We start from the raw sequence: 18,950 nt of genomic DNA, 5'->3' as shown, positions 1-18,950 counted from the left end.
TGTCTCTGACGGTTATTTTTTATTTTTTCAGATTTATTTTGGGGGATGATAATGTGACATTAAAGATGTCAAATGATGGTCTAAAGCGATCTAAAGACTTCATTATGAACGAAGGAAGAAAGTTAGAGCAAGAGATATATAGGTTTGAATTCGAAGGTGGAACTAAGGAGGCTGTGATCTCTGCTTTAGAAGAGTATCAAAATTCTGATGGTGGTTTTAGCGGTTATGGTGAAGGTGACTGGGATGAATCAAATGCAATGGATACGAATATGGCTTTTCAAACGTTAGTGCATATCGGTGCAACTGGTGATGAGCCAGTGGTTCAAAAGGCAGTCAAATATATATTGAGTACGTATGATTTTGAATTAGATTACTGGCATCAAAATCCTACCAATCAACCTGTTGGTGAGACAATGCTAAATGAGTTATGGGCTAACCCGGGCGCTGAGTTAATAGGCTATTTATACGATTATCAGAAATTAGTTGATAATGAGTTTTTAAATCATGTAACAGAAGTAGCTATTAAGAAGTTACAATATCTAACTAAGGCTGGTTGGTTTCCTACACTTTGTTTTCTAAGGTTAAGTGAACGGCTGGACGAGCCTCGAAGGGAACAGGTCTTAATTTATATTAAAAGTATTATCTTAGATGTTGTAGAGACTAACCCAGAAGTGTGGGAAAAATTTTATTATCCCAAACCATATTGGTATGCACCCACACCAGGTAGCCCACTTTACCCAATGCTACATGAGGATGCAATTGCGTGCCTCGAACACGAAATTAATCAACAAACAGAACAAGGTAATTTCCCGTTGAATTGGGATGCTGGTGAGGGTGAAGCAGCCTGGAAAAGTATATGGACGATGGATATTCTTATAGCTTTAAATAAATATGACATGATTGAAGTAGGGGAGGAAGTTAGTCAATGAAATCTATTGTTGTGAATAATTTTGGTGGGCCAGAAGTATTGGAATATATGGATGTAGAAGTTCCTGATATAAATGAAAGTCAGGTATTGATTAAGGTTGAGAAAACGAGTGTGAATTTTGCGGATATTAAAAGTAGGTATGGTAACAAGGGGAAGAAAACACCTTTTACCCCTGGTTTGGATTGCGCAGGAGTAGTGGAGCAGGTTGGTAGTCAGGTCAAGGATATACACAAAGGGCAGCGAGTAATAGCTTTCCCTTCAAGCGGAGCTTATTCAGAGTATGTCGTGGCAGATGAAAATTTAACCTTTCCTATTTCTGATCAATTAAGTTTTAGTGATGCTGCTGCAAGCCCAACTGTATCATTTTTAGCTTACAAGCTGATAAACGACATAGGTAGACTTGAAGAAGGTGAGAATGTCCTCATCCATTCAGCTTCAGGCGGGGTAGGCACAACTGCTATACAGTTAGCTAAAATTGCTGGGGCTAAAACGATTATAGGTACAGTAGGTGATTTAAAGAAGGCCGATATTGCAAAAGAAGTAGGAGCTGACTATGTCATCAGTCATGAAGACCATAATTTTGCTGAACAAGTTAATGAATTAACTAATGGTGAAGGTGTGGATGTCGTATTAGACTCTATATCAGGTCGCGTGTCTGAAGAAAGTCTTAATTGCTTAGCGGACTATGGTCGGTTAGTGCATTTTGGCAATTCAAGTGATGAAGTTGGCAACATTCAAACAAAAGATTTACATGCCAGTTGCCGTCAAGTACTTGGGTTTAGTTTAGGTACAACCCGAAAAAAGCGCCCTCATTTATTAAAAGAAGTAGCAAAGAACGTTTTTAACCTTATGCTTGAAGGCCATTTAAAAGTGAAGGTAGGGCATGAATATAAACTTAGTGATGTCCAATCAGCTCATAAACTAATGGAAAGCAGGAAAAGTGTAGGTAAAATCCTATTAGATGCTAAAAGTTAAAACCATGAGTACTAACCTCCTAACTGAACATAATAATCGTAGTAATGAAACAGGAGGGTTAGTATGGTAAAGAAGAAAAAGAACTCAGAGCAAGAGGACTCAAATAAGATTGCAGAAAAGGGTTTTGAAGCGTCTGATTACGAAGGTAATACTCAACTTGAACAGGGCCTAGCAGAAACTCATGAACAGGTTTCAGATGTATTACATGAGGGAACCATTGATCGTAAGCATGGAAAAGAGGATTAAAGGGAAAAGCAGAAGTGAATAACTTCTGCTTTTCTATGAAATAATGCCCTCATAAGTTTATTCGCTATTTTTATCTCATGAGCTTATAAATGAAAAACAACCTAAAAATGGAGGGGATTCATGTGAAAGGAATCATTGTTAAAAATCCTGGTGGACCAGAGCAGCTAGAGTTTTCAAAATTACCTATTCCTAAAGCGAAAGAGGGCGAGATCCTCATTAAAGTTGAAGCGGCAGCGGTGAATCGAACCGACATTGTGACTCGCTATGGGAAGGGCGGTTATAATTCCAACCCTGTGTTAGGTGTAGAAGTTGCTGGGACAGTAGCTGATTCAAATGACTCGGGCTTTGAAGTAGGTGATCGAGTGATGGGTCTAGTTAACGGTGGTGGATATGCAGAGTATGCAGTTATGCCAGCTAATCGAGCGATGACAATCCCTGAGTCACTCGATTTTGAACAGGCAGCTGCGATACCAGAAGTTTTTCTAACGGCTTATCAAACATTGTTTTGGATTGGAAAACTAAAAGAAGAAGAAACGGTGTTGATTCACGCTGGTGGAAGCGGTGTGGGTACAGCAGCTATACAATTGGCTAAGCAATTGCGCAAGGCTAAAGTAATCGTTACTGCAGGATCCGTTCAAAAGCTTGATTTTTGTGGACAACTAGGCGCAGATGTTTTAATTAACTACAAAGAGCAGTCCTTTGATGAAGGAGTTCAAAAGTCAACTGAAGACGGAGTAGACTTAATTCTCGACTTTATAGGAGCCAGTTATTGGGAGAAAAATTTAGCCAGTATTAAAAAAGGTGGACGCTGGGTGCTAATAGGTATGCTAGGTGGAAGCCAGCTTGAGAAGGTAAACCTTGTTGACTTGATGGCTAAATATGTACAAATTAATGGAACATTGCTGACACCAAGAAGTGATGAATATAAAGCTGAACTCTCAAATGAATTCATGAAAGTGGCTGGTCCTTTAATCGAGAACAATCAAATCAAACCAGTTATAGACTGTGTCTTTCCATTAGAAGAAGTGGCAGATGCGCATCGGTATATGGAAGATAATAAAAATACTGGAAAAATAATATTAAAGGTAAATCACCATTAAAAAAGCTCCAGTTTATAAACTGGAGCTTTAGTTATATTAGGCAATTAGCTTCTCACATTCATCGGCACATTTCTTACATGCATCAGCACATTTTTGGCAATGGTCATGATCATGCTTAGCACATTCATCACCACATGCGCGGCATGCAGCTACACATAATTGGGCATATTCTTTAACGAAGTCTGTTCCTTGTGTTAAGGCTTGTTCAAAGTTGGCGCAAATATCTGCACATTCACGATCCAAACGAACACAATCTCTCATATGTGCTAAATCATCTTCTTTTAAACAAGATGAGTAACAGTGATTACAAGCTTCCATACATTCATGTAGAACTTCAATTACTTTTGAATACTTTTCGTGACTCATATCAATATACCTCCTACATTATGGATATATTGATATATTGCCTCTCCACTGTGATTCTAAACATTATATTTTGCCTAACTTTACAGAAAAATGTGGAAATTGGTCATTTATGAAGCCAGCTTTTCTTCAGTGGGTTGATTGTCTATGAATTTAAAATAAGGGACTAGTATACCGATTAATGATGTTAAGCATATGACGCTTCCTATTAGAAAGTATAATGGCCGAATACCATATATTTCGCTAAGAATACCGCCAGCCAGTACGCCTAATGGAATAGCACCGCGAACAATGAGCATTCTGACCGAAACGACTTTACCCATAAGGTGATCTGGCACAACTTTTTGTAAAATCGTGATGTTATGAATGCTAAAAAAGGCAATCATGACACCGCCAATCATTTCAGTGATTATGGCTAATCCAATACTGTGATTAAAACCTAGTGCTACAAATGTTAATCCACCTATAAATAACGAACCAAGCATCAGAATACGGCGACTACTGATTTTTATTTTTCCAACTAATAGAGATCCAATGACATATCCAGCTGGAAATCCTGCCATAAATAATCCGTAATGCAACTCACTTCCTGATAGTACCTCTGTGATATACGGAAGGGTGACCACCATCGTAACACCGACACCGAACTGCACAAAAGCAAGGAAAACTCCAAGCCAAACAATAATCTTTTGTGTGAAAAAATAAGTCGTCCCTTCTAGAAATTCCTTAACCCAAGGCTTTCTGATTTGTCTTGGACCTCTTCTTTCTTTAACTTGTAAAAGTAATAAACCACTTACGCTTAACAGAGAGCTAATCATCATTAGCGTCCATTCGACCCCTATATACTCTATAACTAGACCCGCAGTTAAAGGAGCTACAAACATCATAAGACGCATGGTGCCTTCTAAGTAACCATTGGCTGTCTGAAGTTGATCTTTTTTCACAATGGTAGGTGTAATAGCTTGATTGGCTGGTATATATAAAGGCGTGATTAACCCGATAACGACCTGAACCGTATAAATATGCCACACTTCAAGCTGGCCGAAAAACAAAGCGAAAAGTGGCAAGAGAAAAATGCCTGCTCTTGTCCACTGTGTTAATATCATGATCCATTTACGACTCCAGCGATCGATGTATGGGCCAATCACTAATTGCAGGATGAGAGAGGGTACATAATATAAAATCCACATGCTACCAAGAGCTAATGTGGATCCTGTGAGTTGATAGACTAATATTGAATTACAAAACGTTCCAAATGCTCCAGCAAGTTCAGACGCACCATTTCCAATCCAAACAGAGGTGAAAGAGCGGTTTTTCCATAATGGTTTCATTAAACACACATCCTATTTTAATTATTTCTAATACATTTTTTTAGGTCGTTGATTGCTTGTGTGTGCATTCCCTCATGAAAGACTGTTCGAATCAACACTTGTTCAATGGTGTACATGCCCATTTCGGTAGGCTGAAATTCCTCTTCAAGGCGGTCTCCATAAAGTTTTTTTATTTTATATGTCTGATCTTTAAGTAAAAGCTTAAGTTCTTCAAACGATGGGGTTTCTGCATTAAAATCAGACGGGGTAGTACCGAAACCGAACGATTGATTAAATCTCTCAGAGTATAGATTATCTTTTGTCAAAATCTTAATCCACATATATTGATCTAAGTAAATGTGCCCCAAGTTCCATCTAATATTATTGTTAAAGCCCTCGGGGATGACTTCTGCTTCTTCTTTAGTGACATTGATCACACTGTTTAATAGTTCCTGTCGATATGTTTCTAGTTGGTTAAAAAGAACTTCATGTCTTTTTTTCATAAAAAATACCCCCTTGTGTTATTCATAATTATATCAATTAAAGGTCTGCATTGAAGAAAAACTTTAAAAAGTTTACGCTAAATATAGATTGTATAAAAGGAGTGGTTGTAATGGCAGAAGTAGTTTTAGCACACTATAGACCAGAATATTTAGAAGCACTAAAAGCTTTTTACTTACCTGATGAACAAAAACAATTTACGGCAATGCCAGAAGATATAGTAGATGCTAATGAGGGGCAATATCCAATTGTCATCCTTGCTGAAGGTGTACCGGTCGGGTGTTTCTTAATTCAACATACAGATCGAGTTAAAGAATACTCTGATAATCCGAACGCGATGCTACTCACAGCTCTATCCATGGACCTAACATACCAAGGTAAAGGTTACGCAAAGGCTGGAATGAGTGAGTTAATGCATTTTATTCCGAGTGAATTTCCGAAGTGTGATGAAATCATATTAGCTGTTAACCATAAAAATGTAGCAGCACAAAAGTTATATGAAAAAGTAGGATTTCGAGATACAGGGAGAAGGAAATTTGGACGTAAAGGCGAACAATACCTTATGGATTTATCATTAAAAAGGAGTCTTTCCTATGGAAAATAATCAAGAAATTAGATGGAGACAGTTTTTCGATAACTATGAAACAGTTTATAAAAAACTTCTCGTACATAGCGATGCAATGTTAGAAAGTGAGCTTGAACAAGCGGGGTATATTCATTTTTTTGAAATGACTATGGAACATGCCAATAAAGTGATTTATTCGTATTTAGAGGCGAAGGGCATCATGGTTGAAACGCCACGTCAAGCAGTTAAAGAAATGAAAAAGCTTGGGCTTATTACCAATGAACGTGTTTGGTTTAAAGCTCAAAATCGAAGAAATTTAACCTTATATATTCACAATGATGAACTGGCAAATGAGTTGGTTGGTGACATTGATCATACGTATATACCTGAATTAAAAGCGTTTTATGAAAAAATAAATGAACAAGTGTAATTAATGGAAGCATTTGTTAATCATACTCACACCAATTTTTAACAAACTAAGAGAGACTAATTTGAAAAGGGGTGTGAGTGATGCGAATGCGAATGAATAATATTGAATGGTTACCGATGTTGGCATCAATCGGTATTGGTGTTGCGGCATACACGATGATGACAGGCCGCGGTGGACAGCTTCAAAGCTTTTTGCCAATGTTAACGAGCATGATGGGCCAGCAAGGTCAGCAGCCGCAGCAAGGTCAAATGCAACAACAGCAAGCTGGTCAACAAAAGCAAGGCCAAAATCAACAAGGTGCCGGTGCGATGGGTCAATTGGCACAACAGGCTCAACAGCAAAATCAAAAAAATCAACAACAACCAAATATTCATTAAGCGAACGGAGGCGGGGAGACCTGCTTCTGTTTTTTTATTAGGAGATTGGACACTATTTTTATAAAATTGGCCACTAAACTCCAGAGATTGGACACTAATTGAGAGTATCGGCCACTAAATTTTCGGTATTGGACACTAATGATGCTGATACCTTCAAAGTCTATAGAAGCAGAACCAGATCAACCAATTAACTGACGAACAAAAGGAAGAGATGACTGCATTACAGAAGGAAGCCTTTGAACACCACAAGAAAATCGTTAATAAGTATGTGAAATATGGAGTTTACTCCGAAGAAAAAGTGCCAAAATACTGGGCCACATTGAAGAAATGCACGAGAAGTTAGAGGCAAATGGTTATATTCCGAAATGGCATAAAAAACATCAAAAGGGACACGAGTAAATGAAAAGCCAGCACGCTATGTGTTGGCTTTATTTCGTGTTTCTTTCTAATGCTCGAATGTCCTCATCCATATTCATGACTTTCTGTTCAAAAACATCTTTTGCATCGTGTAAGCCTTTATTGTAAAAGTGAGGCCCGACCTCTTCGGCCATGAAGTGGAAGAAATTTTCTGCTGCTAAATCTCCAATCTCCTCAGAGCGTTCATTATAAAAATACTCTTTAATCTGTTCAATCAGGTGTTGTTTTTGCTCTTTTTTTAAATTAATCATCGATCGTTCCTCCAAACGTGAGAATGTTATTATTTATATGCTATCATGAAATAAATACATATGAATGGGTGATTGTTTGAGTTTGACGTTTTCAGATATATCGACATGGTTTTTAATTGCTGTCGCCGTCGTATTTATATCTAATTTTATTAAATATAAAGGGCGATTAAAAAACTTCGATTGGTTCGTATTGGTATTAATCGTAGCTTTAAACGTTTCTTTTCTGATGTTAAGTTTCTTTGATCCCTATACATTTGGACTGCTTTGGAAAAAGTTCTTCGTTCTTACAGTTGCAGCAGTCATCATTAATGTTTTATTAAATAAGGTTATACAAGATCGATTAGAAGAGAAAGATGAAGCAGTTAACTGGCGCGAGGATCGTAAGTTTATGATAAGTCTGTCAGTAGTAAGCGCGGTGTTTATAGTCGGTTTTATTAGTTACTCTATTTGGTATACCACACCCCGAGATGTAAACCAAACGATTGAAGGGATTCAATTTCAACTAGGGGAAGAAAGTGTTGAAAAGCCTGTTACTATAAAAATAAACGGTGAGTTAAGTCGAAGCTTGAGTGGTGGAGGCATATATGGTGGTAAATTTGTGATTACAGGAGAAGATGTACAAATCCCAAGTGAAGATTCAGGTGTCACCATTGATTATAGAGGACAGAAAAATGGAATTCTCTTATATAGAAATTATCAACCCGGGCGTCACGAAACAGTTGGAACTATTGTTGTAAATAATCAATTTGAAGAAATAGCTATTATGCTTTATAACCATGGAAGTTGGAGTAGTGAAGATGGTCAAATAATCTCGGCACCAGCAAATAATCGAAAAGAAGCATTGGAGCTAGCAAGAGAATTAACAGGGTATGAGTTGAAATAAATAAAGACTTGAGTCATATAGAGATAGGCAATCAATATTTTAATATTGTGTTAAATAAGTAAAGCTAGAAAATGTCCCCTAAAGAAGAGTACAGCCTCCTTTAGGGGACATTTTTATCTACTTTGATTAATTTATTATCTAGTTTATTAAGTTTATTATGTAGTTTATTAAGTTTATTATCTACTTTTTAATTTTTATTATCTAGTTTCTACGGTTTATTATCCACTTCAGGAATTTTATTATCTAGTTTGTAAAATTAATTATCTACTTTTAGAGTTTTATTATATACTTTGCAGAAATTAACCTTCTACAATTTTCACGTAAAAATTCCGATTTCGCGGACCGTCAAACTCGCAAAAATAAATACCTTGCCATGTGCCGAGCACTAACTTTCCGCCATCGATAATTACATGCTGTGATGCGCCAACTGTGCTTGCTTTCATATGAGCGGCAGTGTTTCCTTCCATGTGGCGATCTAATTTATGCTCCCAAGGATAGATTTCATCAAAACGGCGAAGCATGTCAGTTTTGACGTCTGGGTCTGCATTCTCGTTAATTGTGATGCCACCAGTCGTATGGGAGCAGTAGATAACCGCTACGCCTTTATCTACATCTTTTTTAGTAATAAAATTTTGGACTTTATGTGTCACATCAATCATTTGATCATGCTTGTCAGTTTGTATACTAAACTTTTTTAACATCATGTATCACCTTCCTCAGGGTAATCACAGTATTCAATAATAGTTCCATCTGTATCAGCTGGATTCAGATAAATTAAACGTCTGCCATGTTTATTGACTCGGCGTGTTTCTTCCATGACACGTATGCCTTTTTGCTTTAAGTCATCAATAGCCATTTCAAGGTCATCCACACGATAAGCGATGTGGTGGACGCCTTTTCCTTTTTGCTTGATGAAGCGGGCGATTGGAGATGTTGTATTGTTTGTCGGAGCAAGGAGCTCAGTAGTGGTTCCGTTTACGTCCATGACTGCAATCTCACTTTCAACTCCAGACTTTTCACTTCTATACCGGTCAATGAGTTTAGCACCAAGTACATTTTGGTAAAAATTAATGCTTTCATCCAATTGCCGAACTGCTACACCGATATGATCTAATGTTTTCTTCAAGGTAACACCCCTCTTAATAACCGAATCGTCCAATCCGTTTGTGATGTTTATAAATATTGAATGATTTACTATTCATTCCATTATCATTATATAAAACTATATAAGTACCTTCATTTGTTTTAACTTCAAAAAATTTATCACCTATGTAAGAAACATCTTCGATTGAATCGACTTCTGACTCAAATACGTTACTCCATATGGCTGGTTCAGAAATCCTTTTCTCAACTTGATCTGTATATCTCAGTTCGTAGTATAAGTCCTTTGGATTCAATACTAACAACACACAGCCAATCAAAACAACTATTCCCCATTTTAACCACTTGTTCATTTCGTCACTCCCCTTGTTTTACATCTTAGCAGATATATTTGGAAATATTCGCATGAAAACCCATGGTGATTATAACTTTTAAAATAAAAACTCCCGACTCATGTCGGGAGTGTAACGAACATACAATAAGGCTAATATAATATATTAACGTCTACGCCTTTTTGATTTTTTCTTTTGTCTTAGTTCTTCTTTTGGAGGATCAGTCACTGTAGTATCTTCAGTAGTTTCTACAGAAGAGGTCTCAATAGGTTCTGATGATAAAATCTCTTCAACGATTTCTTTTTCTTTTTTGCTTTTTTTCTTCTTATTGTTATTCATTAAAGTAGGGTTCATTTGCATGTACGGATTATAACCGGCTGTTGGTTGCATATGCATAGATGGGTTATAGTTCGTATATGCGTTCATCTGAGTGTAATTCGTATATTGTCCTGAATTATGCCCGCCGTTAACATATTGAGCATATTGAGGGGGAATATACTTCATATACGAATTTCCGCCTGATGATTGGCCGTATTGGCCGGGTGTATAACTTGAATATTGGTTATACATCATTTATCCCTCCTTTTTTCTTTTTTTCTTCTTCTTACCTAGTGACCTATCAAATTTCGGATTTACGCTCAATAATTTCTTTTCAATGAGTTTGGCTTGATCAGAATTATTTGAACGCTTATAAGCATTACTCAATTCATAAAGGATGTCTTCGTATTGATCTTGTGGAAAGATGGACGAGTCTTTTTCATATCTTGTCTTGAGATACTCTAAGTCTTCAATAGCTTGGTCTGTACGTTTAAAGTATTTTTCAGGAATTCGACTATTAACATAGGCTCTTAATAAGCGGACCTCTATGTGGTTGGGTACTTGATTTACAACTCGGTCTAATATTTCTAACCCGTGATTGGCTACCTTAATACGTTCCTTATTTTTACTTGCATCCCTGCCTACTAGAGTCACTGTACTGCCGTAATAAGCTTGAATTAAAGGGTCGCTTGGTTTAGCTTTTTGTAGTTTTTTAAACATTTGGTATGCAATTTCTACTGCTGCTTCATCACCTTCAACACCTTTATCATGATTCTGTTTAGCTTTAACGAAATCGGGATGTGCTGTCGACATATCACCTACCTCCCAACATTATTTATAAAATTAGATCTCCTTGGTCAAGGAAGCCTTGGATTTCTTCGCGAGTGAGTTTATTGTCCATAATATATCGTAATTGTTTAGCAACAAGAGTAGGGTTCTTTGATTGATACACATTTCTTCCAATCGATACACCGCCTGCGCCAGACTGAATGGCATCAGCGACCATAGCTAGAAAGTCGTAATGTGAATCCAGTTTAGATCCACCTGCTATGACAACTGGTATATTGACAGAGCTTGTAACTTCTCTAAAGGACTCGGGGTCACCTGAGTAGTTGACTTTAACGATGTCTGCTCCTAACTCTTCTGCAATTCGTGCCGCGTGCTTAATTTTTCCTGCATCAAATTCATTTTCAGGGTTACCATCCCTTACATACATCATGGCGAGTAACGGCATGCCCCATTGATCACATTCTTCTGCTACCATTCCTAAGTGTTGAAGCATATGCCCTTCATGTTCACTTCCTAAATTGACATGAACAGAGATAGCGGATGCTCCAATTCGAATGGCGTGTTCTACTGTGGAGACAAGTTCTTTTCTATTAGATTCTTGTGATAGATTAGTAGAAGCAGAGAGGTGGACCATGATTTCTCCTAGTGATGGTGAATCGATATCTGCTAAATCTCGAACTAATCCTTTATGAACAACAATCGCATCGGCATAACCGTCATATACAGCTTTTGCTGCAGCTTTAATATCGACGATTCCTTCAATGGGCCCCATGGTTATGCCGTGGTCCATAGCAACGACAAATAATTTATCTGAGTGTTTGTATAAACGTTTTAAACGAATATCTTTTCCTTTCATTGATTTAACCTCCTAGCATTTTATACTTCTGTGATGGTTTCATTGACTTTAATTCCTACGTGCCTGCCGGGCTCACAAACATAAGCTAGAAGTTCATCGCCAACCTCGACTTTATTGGCATTTCTAGGCTTACCATCAGCGCCCATTACTCTGATATGCCAATCATCTTGAACGATAACATTAAGTTCAGTGCCTTCTACAACGCCTTTAATAAGAAGGAGAGGTCTAACTTCTTTTTTTATTCTCCCTACGGTTAATTCACGTGTTTCACCTGCTGTATTTACACATAAAACTTTGCTTCCAACTGCAAGATCGGAAATATATTCAGATGTATCATTTGGCATCCAAACGTATGAGTGGACAGCTCCAGCATTGACTCGGAATGGACGCAAATTCATATATGGGAGGTAATGTGTTTCTGAACAAACAAAAATGCCTCCACTTGAAGTCGATCCAACTAACATGCCTTCGTCTTGTGTCATGATGTCAGTCGTGTCGATACATCCGCGTACTCCCATCCCAACGTGTTTAACTTCTGTTACTTTCATTGGGTGTAAATTTAGTTTGCTAGATTCGCCTTTTTTCAGATAGTCGACTAGCTTCATCGTTTCTTCAAGCTCATCTGAAGTAAACATCACGCCATCACTGCCTGTTTCTAAGCAACCTAGTGCAAGCTCTACGTCGTCGAAATTAGTTGTCTTTCTAAGAAGAACCGTATTTCTTTCTTGAAGCTTTGCAATGATTAGTTCTAGTGGAATATTGGTTGGTAAATCAAAATCTACGGCAGCATAATCAAACTTAAGTGCGTCTTTCCATGATTGCTCAAGTGCTTCTTTATCATTTACTTCTAAATAGACGCATGTTTGATAACCTTTTTCTTTAGCTCTTTCTAATAAATCTTGATCAGTTGAAAAAACACATTCACCTTGAGGTATATTTTCCAAATCACTTTCTTCAGATATATCAGTGACGAATTCAGTTTTCTGAGGGAAGTGGTGCTCATCTCGCTGATCAGGACTCACGATGATTTTGGTGATTAATGAGTTGTTTACAAGTCCCCAAATATCTTGGCGAGAAGCTGGAACGACTCGCCCATCAAAGAATACTTCTCTTTGAAGTTCTGACATGGGTAACACTCCTTTCAAATATAAGATTGATAGATTAAATAGAATCTATATATTAAACAACTTATGGTTGTTAATGCTTGCCCGTTTCATTGTCTGTACCTGTTCTTATTAATTATTTTTAAAACAGGCTATTTGTAGTGAATATACTCTTTTTTACGCCATTCTTCAGGGGTATAAAAATACTTTGGTTTGCCTTTAAGACCAACGGAGAGTAACTGTTCTCGGTCATACAGTGTTCCTTTAGGGACAAGTTGGATATTTAATGGAAGGTTGAACTTAGCTTCGAGTAGTTTGGTTTGTGTCGGATTAAGGTGATCAAAAGGCTGTTCTTTTTCTATTAAAATATTCAGTTGCCCCATATCTGTACTTGCACACCAGAAGCGTTGACAAGGGAGATGAGCGATAATTTCCTCAACGTCCCACAAGTCTAAAGGCCTTTGGTTAACAAAAAGTGTGTCTTTATGACGGCCTCGAATCTCAAATCTTTGTGACCGACCACAAGGACATGGTTCTTCAACAATTCTTGCTTTGTCACCTGTTAAATATCTAATCATCGGTGTCGCCTTTTTCTTTAAAGTCGTGATTACTAAATGACCAAATTGACCAGATTGAACTTCTTTTGTAAGCGTGTCATCTAATATTTCGAACACAAAGTCTCCTTCAATAGCGTGTGTTTGAAAATGCTCACAATCAACTATTGCTGTGCCAATTTCAGTCATGCCATAAAACTCATACACCGGTACTCCCCAAATGTCTTCAATAAGTTGACGGCGATAGGGGGAGAGTGTTTCTCCTGCTGTAAATATAGCTCTCAAGTTCGGAAAATCACCTTTGGGGTTTAACCCCAAAATTTCAGCCGTTTCAGCAATAATGACAGCCTGTAGTGATAGGCAGGATAAAATGGTCACATCCAGTTTCTTTAGTAAATTAACAACCTTGGTAAAAGGGATCGTAGCAGTACCGCTTGCAGGGACCACGCACGCTTTTTTAGATTGAGCGGCTCGATGCATCATGTGCGCAGCACCGGATAAATTGTACGGGAAACGAACAAGAACGATATCTTTAGAGTTTATATCAATACTACACGAAATAATTTGTTTGACATTATAGTTAATGTCTTCACGCGTAAACCAAGATGAAACGGGCTCTCCTGTGGTACCTGACGATTCATGATATTGATACAGTTCTTCGGTATCACTACAAAGTAATCCACTCGGTGATTGTTCTCTTAAATGCTCTTTCGTTGTTACTGGAATGGTTTTAAGTTGATCAAGCGACACAAAAGGCCCATCAGAAAGCCGGTTAGCGTAAAAGTCCGACTTCCTGGCGTGATTTAGCATTTCATTTAAGTCTCTTAATTTTTCGCTTGTATTCATCGTCTCTAACTCCCTAAGAGCTAATAAAGCTTTAATAGCTGTTTGATATTCTGACCTAAAATAAGATCTCGCTCGTCATCTGTCAGCTTGAGTAGTAGAATGTTCTGAAGTTCTAAGGCAGGGTGTGAGAGTGGAAATTCTGAACCGAATATTAATTTACTTGCTCCAACTTTATTGGCGACTTCCTGGATGTGAAGGTGGCTTCCTTGAGATGTTTCTAAAAAGAAATTATCCATTAAAGCACCTTCCATCGCTTCAGTATCAGCGGGCCCGAACCCCATATGACCTAAAATAAAATTAGTTTCTGGGAATTCTTTGGCCAAAGCAATTAATCGTTTAGTTGATGCACCTGGACTAAAGAGAGTGTGCGTATACAATGGATAGTCGTAGTGTCCACAAAGTTCTGCTAAACCCTTTACTGTTTGGCTTGCAAGCGAGAAATGGTGAGACATGGGGGATAACTTTAATCCCTTAAAACCGTTCTTAAATGCTTTTTCTAATTTCTCAATGGCATCTGAATCATGAGGATTCACACAATAAAAGGCAGTTAAAGTCTCTGGGTTTTCAGTGATTGCATCTGATAAATACTCATTGTTAGGCGGCTCTTTTGAAGGTTTTTCTTTGCCGATGATATAATCCGTAAGCTTACGGACATCTAACATCCCTCCTGGTACAACAACCCCCTGATCAATTCCGGCCTCTTTTAATTGCTTAAAATACAACTCGACATTACCGTATGAAGTTGGAGATAAATGAGCGTGTGCATCTATGATCATGGTTTATCCTCCTCATGAACGACACGAACCGTTTTTCCTTTCGAGCGTGGCATTTGATCAACAAATTCGAACTTAAAAGGAATGCCCAAGTCGAACTCTAACTTACTAGATAAAGATTCAGCTAGATCTTCAGAAGGTGTGACATTATTCTGAAGTTCACATCGAATTTTGATATAATCTCTATTTGGATTAACCACAAATTCAAACCAATATCCGACTTCAGGTAATCTCATTAACATTTCTTCGAGATAAATAGGTGAGTGAGATTCACCTTGGAAATCGATATGGTCGACTAATCGTCCACGTAACTGTAAACGAGGCAGTGCACAACCGCAAGAGCATACATCTCGTTCTATAAATCCTAGATCTTTTGTACGGAAACGAATCAGCGGTGAATCGTACTTAACGGTTGATGTCACCACAATTTCACCCACTTCTCCAGGCTCTAGTACCTCTCCCGTTTCAGGATCGATGATTTCGATAATCGCATGACCCATTGGGATGTGGTAACCGTTATGCGCTTCGCATTCAACTCCAAGTCCGCCACATTCAAGTGATCCGTAATAAAAATTGGCCTGTGTACCCCAGATTTCTTCAACGCGATCTCTAAATGAAGGAGAACACCCTTCACCGGTTAACCAAATGGTTTTAAGCGGTAGACTTTTTAAATCAAATGACATTTCTTCAGCTGCTTCAGCAAGCTGAATCGCCCAAGACGGTGTTGTAATAATAACAGTAGGCTTTAAATCTCTCATCATTCTTACTGTTTTTTCTGAAGTAGAATAAGCCCCACCTTTACCGGTTGCAACAACTGTTGCCCCACAGCCTTCTAAAAATGTTTTGTGGAACGCTAAACCTGATGCACTCATTTCGTAAGGGAGAGAGTTTATACAGATGTCATCACTCTCAATTGGGAATAATTTTGGGTAGCCTGGTGAAAGTTCATGTAAATAATAATCCTCCCAGGTATACATCATATAAATTTCCTCACCACCAGTCGTTCCAGTTGAAACTTGGACTAGTGATATGTCTTCTTTGTCACAAGCGAGTAAAGCATACGGGTTACCTCTCAGTTCTTCCTTGGACGTTAAAGGTAATTTGCTTAAGTCTTTGAGTTCTTTAATATTTTCAGGTTTTACACCTAACTGATCCATTTTCTTCTGGTAAAAATCACAATGTTTATAAGCGCGATTGGTGATTTCTATTAGTGATTCTTTCTGGAATTCCTCAATTTTTTGAATTGGCATTATATCAGGGAATTCCGTATCACTTGAGAAATATTTAACCAGAGGCTCAGGCTTTGAAATACTTCTTAACTTTTTTTCAAAAAGTGAATTCATTTAATTACACCCTTTCTATTAATAAAATTTCATGCTCAATGGACGGGTTATCTCTTAAAAGTTCACCCCAAACGATTTTTGACATCCAGCTTTTATTGAACTTTTCATAAGCTAATCCTAATTGGAAGAGGATTTCGTGATAAGTTTCTTTTGAAAAAACGGAGTGATCTTTTTGATAAGCCGACTTTAATTTTTCAAAGTCTTGAATGACTTGATCTCCAAAGTCAAAAAATGCTCTAGGGAATGCATTTATTAGGAATGCTCTTAAAATAAGGATTTCTAAGTTGTCAGGATCTTTTTCTAGCGCTTTTTTTATTTCCATATAACCTTCCATCGCTTGAGAGAATTGTTCCTTAGGTTTTTTCTGGCTTCTCGCTAGCAAAGCTGTTGAACTTCCAAAATAAGCCTGCACAATCGGATCCTTTGAGTTTGCTTGGTATTCACGACTCCATAAATCATAGGATAAGTTGACTGCTTGCTCATTCCCCTTAGCGCCTAAGAGATGAATCCTTTTAGCTTCATCTCTTATGGGAGCTGAATAATCTACTAATTGATAATCATATTTTTGTTTATTATTTTGTTGGTCAATCATGTTTTCAAACCTTTGTGGTGGGTCCAATACTAATAAGTCATCCCATACTTCTTGCGCTTCCTCTTCATCTCCCATTCGTAAATTCGCAACTCCGAGATCATATAGAAGTTGAAAGTAAATTTCTTTTGAAAAAATAGTAGAATCATCTTTGTATGAGTTAATAAGATATTCAAGGTCGACAATTGCAGTGGTGGTTCTGTGGAAGAATGCTTCAGGAAGACGAAGCGCATGGTAGCCTCTTAAATAACGATACTTAATTACTTTCGGATTAACATTTACGACGCTATCAAACAATTTCATGGCTGATATAGCTTTACCAATCATATCTGAAGCATCATCAGAATATCTCGATTGAAGTGATAAGCAGTCGGCATAGTGTATCTTATAATCAAGATTGGTTGGGTTTTCTGAATGTGCACTTTGAAAATACTCGTATGCCTTTTGAGCGGCTTGCTGATCACCGGATAAAGCATGAAGATATAATTCTAGTTCATGCCCGTTTAATTTATAGTTCATCATGAACGCCTCGCCTTAGAGCGTCTGCCAGGTTTACGGTCTCTTTTAAAATTAAAAAATTCCTCTTCTTCAACCATCTCTTGTTGAGGCTTAGTTTTTGGTTTTGTATCTATTAAGGACTGATCCTTTGAGTCTTGTTGAGGAGCTACAGCATCATCACTTTTTTCTTCGTTCTCAATTAACGCTTTGAATTCATCATCCGGGTCTAATCTAAGAAGCTTGCCGAATATTTTACTGGCCTCTTGATGATTATCTAGTCTTTTGTAAGATACACCCAAATCGTAGAGAATTTGCCAATACATTTTTTCTGAAAAAATGCTAGAGTCATTTTCACGTTGTTCAATTAGATAATTAAAGTCTTCTGCAGCAGTAGAAGTTCTTTGAAAGTACATTTCTGGAATGTTATAACTCACGTAACCTCTTAACATTCGTATCTCTATATTTTCAGGTTCTTTTTCAACAATTTCATCTAAAATTTTCATCCCTTTCCGAACTAATCGGAAGCGGTCCATAGTGTCTGAGGCATCTCGACCTAATAAAGCAATTACACTGCCATAATAGGCTTCAACTAGATTGTTTGAAGGGACTTTCTTCTTTACTTCTTTGAGTAATTTAAACACTTTTTTGACTGCTTTTTCATCACCGTTAACTGCTTTCTCATGAAGCTTTTTTGCTTCACCGAACATCGTTTGCCATGACTCCCCCTCTTGTTTCCACATCTCTTGGTTTTCCTTCCACGATTCATTAACTTCAGAAGGAATATATTGTTTCCAGGCGTCTTTAGGGTCTGGGCCATTCGAGTTGTCGTTTTTCATTGTTCTAACCTCCTTAAATTTTATTTTAATTCGTCTAATTGAACGCCCTCTTGTTCTAAAAGCTTTTCATAGCGTTTTTTTTCACTTGTGGTGTTTAACAGCTTAACCCATGTTTTGTTTGCTTTTTTTGTTTTACCCATTGTTTGGTAGGCGTTTCCTAAATCAAACAATAGTTTGTCGTATAGCTTTTTAGTAATGGACGTTTTGTTGCTCTCATATGCGTTTATTAAATAGTTAAAATCTTTGACGGCTGTCTCCGTCCGACCAAAAATGTCATCAGGAATCTTTAAACAAACATATCCTCTTAACGTACGAATATCCTCATCATTGGGACTCTTATCTACAACCTGATCTAGTAGAGATAGTCCTTCTTCTGCATATTCAATTCGTTCAATTGGGTCTAAGTTTTCATCTCGGCCTAATAAAGCTACGGTACTGCCATAATACGCTTCGATTAAATTGTTTTCTGGGGCTAGGGCTCTAACTTCTTTTAAAAGTTGATGTGCTTTTTTGACTGCCTGATCATTACCTTCAATTCCTTGATCATGTAATTTAATGGCTCTTTTGAAAAGTTCTTGCCAAGACTTTTGGTTATTGCTCATTTTCCCCCTCCTATTCTATAAATTAAGATAGTTAAGCTGAATACTATTAAACTATTCAAACTCT

25 protein-coding genes and 1 pseudogene are annotated in these 18,950 nt (G+C 37.5%); 9 read left to right on the top strand and 17 right to left on the bottom strand.

The window, feature by feature from the left end:
- Nucleotides 1-53: 53 nt before the first annotated feature.
- The 4 genes and pseudogenes from E3U55_RS08675 to E3U55_RS08660 all read left to right on the top strand — a co-directional run bounded on the left by E3U55_RS08675 (nt 54) and on the right by E3U55_RS08660 (nt 3,249).
- Nucleotides 54-929 carry a hypothetical protein gene (locus tag E3U55_RS08675; protein ID WP_134340049.1) on the top strand — a complete coding sequence of 292 codons (876 nt, stop codon included), beginning with the start codon at nt 54-56 and terminating at the stop codon, nt 927-929.
- Nucleotides 926-1,903 carry a quinone oxidoreductase family protein gene (locus tag E3U55_RS08670; protein ID WP_134340048.1) on the top strand — a complete coding sequence of 326 codons (978 nt, stop codon included), beginning with the start codon at nt 926-928 and terminating at the stop codon, nt 1,901-1,903. Before E3U55_RS08675 ends, E3U55_RS08670 begins: the two co-directional genes overlap by 4 nt.
- Before the next feature lie 69 nt (nt 1,904-1,972).
- Nucleotides 1,973-2,149 (top strand): annotated as a pseudogene (locus E3U55_RS08665) (DUF4025 domain-containing protein); the annotation flags it as partial.
- Nucleotides 2,150-2,271: 122 nt separating this feature from the next.
- The gene (locus E3U55_RS08660) at nt 2,272-3,249 is read left to right on the top strand and encodes an NAD(P)H-quinone oxidoreductase (protein ID WP_134340046.1); all 978 of its coding nucleotides are present in this window, start codon (nt 2,272-2,274) and stop codon (nt 3,247-3,249) included.
- Nucleotides 3,250-3,285: 36 nt separating this feature from the next.
- On the opposite strand, the gene E3U55_RS08655 is transcribed toward E3U55_RS08660, so the two are convergent.
- The 3 genes from E3U55_RS08655 to E3U55_RS08645 form a co-directional block, all read right to left on the bottom strand.
- Nucleotides 3,286-3,615 carry a four-helix bundle copper-binding protein gene (locus tag E3U55_RS08655; protein WP_134340045.1) on the bottom strand — a complete coding sequence of 110 codons (330 nt, stop codon included), beginning with the start codon at nt 3,613-3,615 and terminating at the stop codon, nt 3,286-3,288.
- A 107-nt stretch (nt 3,616-3,722) separates the two neighbouring features.
- Nucleotides 3,723-4,943, bottom strand: coding sequence for an MFS transporter (locus E3U55_RS08650; RefSeq protein WP_134340044.1), 1,221 nt, complete (start codon nt 4,941-4,943; stop codon nt 3,723-3,725).
- A 17-nt stretch (nt 4,944-4,960) separates the two neighbouring features.
- Complete coding sequence (locus tag E3U55_RS08645; RefSeq protein WP_134340043.1) at nt 4,961-5,425, bottom strand: DinB family protein; 465 nt, start codon at nt 5,423-5,425, stop codon at nt 4,961-4,963.
- Nucleotides 5,426-5,535: 110 nt separating this feature from the next.
- On the opposite strand from E3U55_RS08645, the gene E3U55_RS08640 reads away from it, so the two are divergent.
- The 4 genes from E3U55_RS08640 to E3U55_RS17970 all read left to right on the top strand — a co-directional run bounded on the left by E3U55_RS08640 (nt 5,536) and on the right by E3U55_RS17970 (nt 7,138).
- Nucleotides 5,536-6,027, top strand: coding sequence for a GNAT family N-acetyltransferase (locus tag E3U55_RS08640; protein ID WP_134340042.1), 492 nt, complete (start codon nt 5,536-5,538; stop codon nt 6,025-6,027).
- Nucleotides 6,017-6,418: an HI0074 family nucleotidyltransferase substrate-binding subunit gene (locus E3U55_RS08635; protein ID WP_134340041.1), complete on the top strand. Its 402-nt coding sequence runs from the start codon at nt 6,017-6,019 to the stop codon at nt 6,416-6,418. Before E3U55_RS08640 ends, E3U55_RS08635 begins: the two co-directional genes overlap by 11 nt.
- Before the next feature lie 80 nt (nt 6,419-6,498).
- Nucleotides 6,499-6,795 (top strand): hypothetical protein, encoded by a 297-nt coding sequence (locus E3U55_RS08630; RefSeq protein ID WP_194840862.1) that lies wholly within the window; start codon nt 6,499-6,501, stop codon nt 6,793-6,795.
- A gap of 178 nt (nt 6,796-6,973) precedes the next feature.
- Nucleotides 6,974-7,138 carry a DUF2680 domain-containing protein gene (locus E3U55_RS17970; protein WP_407644109.1) on the top strand — a complete coding sequence of 55 codons (165 nt, stop codon included), beginning with the start codon at nt 6,974-6,976 and terminating at the stop codon, nt 7,136-7,138.
- An 85-nt stretch (nt 7,139-7,223) separates the two neighbouring features.
- On the opposite strand, the gene E3U55_RS08620 is transcribed toward E3U55_RS17970, so the two are convergent.
- Nucleotides 7,224-7,463, bottom strand: coding sequence for a DUF2164 domain-containing protein (locus E3U55_RS08620; protein WP_134340039.1), 240 nt, complete (start codon nt 7,461-7,463; stop codon nt 7,224-7,226).
- Between the two features lie 76 nt (nt 7,464-7,539).
- Here E3U55_RS08620 and E3U55_RS08615 point away from each other — a divergent pair, with 76 nt between their 5' ends.
- Nucleotides 7,540-8,346: a hypothetical protein gene (locus tag E3U55_RS08615; RefSeq protein ID WP_134340038.1), complete on the top strand. Its 807-nt coding sequence runs from the start codon at nt 7,540-7,542 to the stop codon at nt 8,344-8,346.
- A 299-nt stretch (nt 8,347-8,645) separates the two neighbouring features.
- Here E3U55_RS08615 and E3U55_RS08610 read toward each other — a convergent pair whose 3' ends face one another.
- The 13 genes from E3U55_RS08610 to E3U55_RS08550 all read right to left on the bottom strand — a co-directional run bounded on the left by E3U55_RS08610 (nt 8,646) and on the right by E3U55_RS08550 (nt 18,886).
- Entirely contained in the window at nt 8,646-9,047 is a 402-nt protein-coding gene (locus E3U55_RS08610; RefSeq protein WP_134340148.1) for a secondary thiamine-phosphate synthase enzyme YjbQ, read from the bottom strand.
- Nucleotides 9,047-9,472 carry a methylmalonyl-CoA epimerase gene (gene mce / locus E3U55_RS08605; RefSeq protein WP_134340037.1) on the bottom strand — a complete coding sequence of 142 codons (426 nt, stop codon included), beginning with the start codon at nt 9,470-9,472 and terminating at the stop codon, nt 9,047-9,049. Before mce ends, E3U55_RS08610 begins: the two co-directional genes overlap by 1 nt.
- 13 nt (nt 9,473-9,485) lie before the next feature.
- Nucleotides 9,486-9,800, bottom strand: a complete 315-nt coding sequence (locus E3U55_RS08600) for a hypothetical protein (protein WP_134340036.1) — start codon at nt 9,798-9,800, stop codon at nt 9,486-9,488.
- 144 nt (nt 9,801-9,944) lie between these two features.
- Nucleotides 9,945-10,352, bottom strand: a complete 408-nt coding sequence (locus E3U55_RS08595) for a hypothetical protein (protein ID WP_134340035.1) — start codon at nt 10,350-10,352, stop codon at nt 9,945-9,947.
- Nucleotides 10,353-10,910 carry a hypothetical protein gene (locus E3U55_RS08590; RefSeq protein ID WP_134340034.1) on the bottom strand — a complete coding sequence of 186 codons (558 nt, stop codon included), beginning with the start codon at nt 10,908-10,910 and terminating at the stop codon, nt 10,353-10,355. It lies immediately after the preceding gene.
- A 22-nt stretch (nt 10,911-10,932) separates the two neighbouring features.
- The gene (locus E3U55_RS08585; RefSeq protein WP_134340033.1) at nt 10,933-11,742 is read right to left on the bottom strand and encodes a 2-amino-3,7-dideoxy-D-threo-hept-6-ulosonate synthase; all 810 of its coding nucleotides are present in this window, start codon (nt 11,740-11,742) and stop codon (nt 10,933-10,935) included.
- A gap of 20 nt (nt 11,743-11,762) precedes the next feature.
- The gene (locus E3U55_RS08580; RefSeq protein WP_134340032.1) at nt 11,763-12,869 is read right to left on the bottom strand and encodes a 3-dehydroquinate synthase II; all 1,107 of its coding nucleotides are present in this window, start codon (nt 12,867-12,869) and stop codon (nt 11,763-11,765) included.
- 128 nt (nt 12,870-12,997) lie between these two features.
- Nucleotides 12,998-14,245 carry a phenylacetate--CoA ligase family protein gene (locus tag E3U55_RS08575; RefSeq protein ID WP_134340031.1) on the bottom strand — a complete coding sequence of 416 codons (1,248 nt, stop codon included), beginning with the start codon at nt 14,243-14,245 and terminating at the stop codon, nt 12,998-13,000.
- Between the two features lie 20 nt (nt 14,246-14,265).
- A complete protein-coding gene (locus E3U55_RS08570; protein WP_134340030.1) occupies nt 14,266-15,021 on the bottom strand; it encodes an amidohydrolase family protein in 756 nt (251 codons plus the stop codon).
- Nucleotides 15,018-16,361 (bottom strand): phenylacetate--CoA ligase family protein, encoded by a 1,344-nt coding sequence (locus E3U55_RS08565; RefSeq protein ID WP_134340029.1) that lies wholly within the window; start codon nt 16,359-16,361, stop codon nt 15,018-15,020. The genes E3U55_RS08570 and E3U55_RS08565 overlap by 4 nt, the downstream gene beginning before the upstream one ends.
- 4 nt (nt 16,362-16,365) lie before the next feature.
- Nucleotides 16,366-17,469 carry a tetratricopeptide repeat protein gene (locus E3U55_RS08560; protein WP_134340028.1) on the bottom strand — a complete coding sequence of 368 codons (1,104 nt, stop codon included), beginning with the start codon at nt 17,467-17,469 and terminating at the stop codon, nt 16,366-16,368.
- Nucleotides 17,469-18,284, bottom strand: coding sequence for a tetratricopeptide repeat protein (locus E3U55_RS08555; RefSeq protein ID WP_134340027.1), 816 nt, complete (start codon nt 18,282-18,284; stop codon nt 17,469-17,471). The genes E3U55_RS08560 and E3U55_RS08555 overlap by 1 nt, the downstream gene beginning before the upstream one ends.
- 20 nt (nt 18,285-18,304) lie before the next feature.
- Entirely contained in the window at nt 18,305-18,886 is a 582-nt protein-coding gene (locus tag E3U55_RS08550) for a tetratricopeptide repeat protein (protein ID WP_134340026.1), read from the bottom strand.
- Nucleotides 18,887-18,950 lie beyond the last annotated feature (64 nt).

Source organism: Filobacillus milosensis, from assembly GCF_004402015.1.
Classification (GTDB): domain Bacteria; phylum Bacillota; class Bacilli; order Bacillales; family Alkalibacillaceae; genus Filobacillus; species Filobacillus milosensis.
Note: the sequence above shows the minus strand (reverse complement) of the source record. Positions and strands in the feature narration are given on the sequence as shown.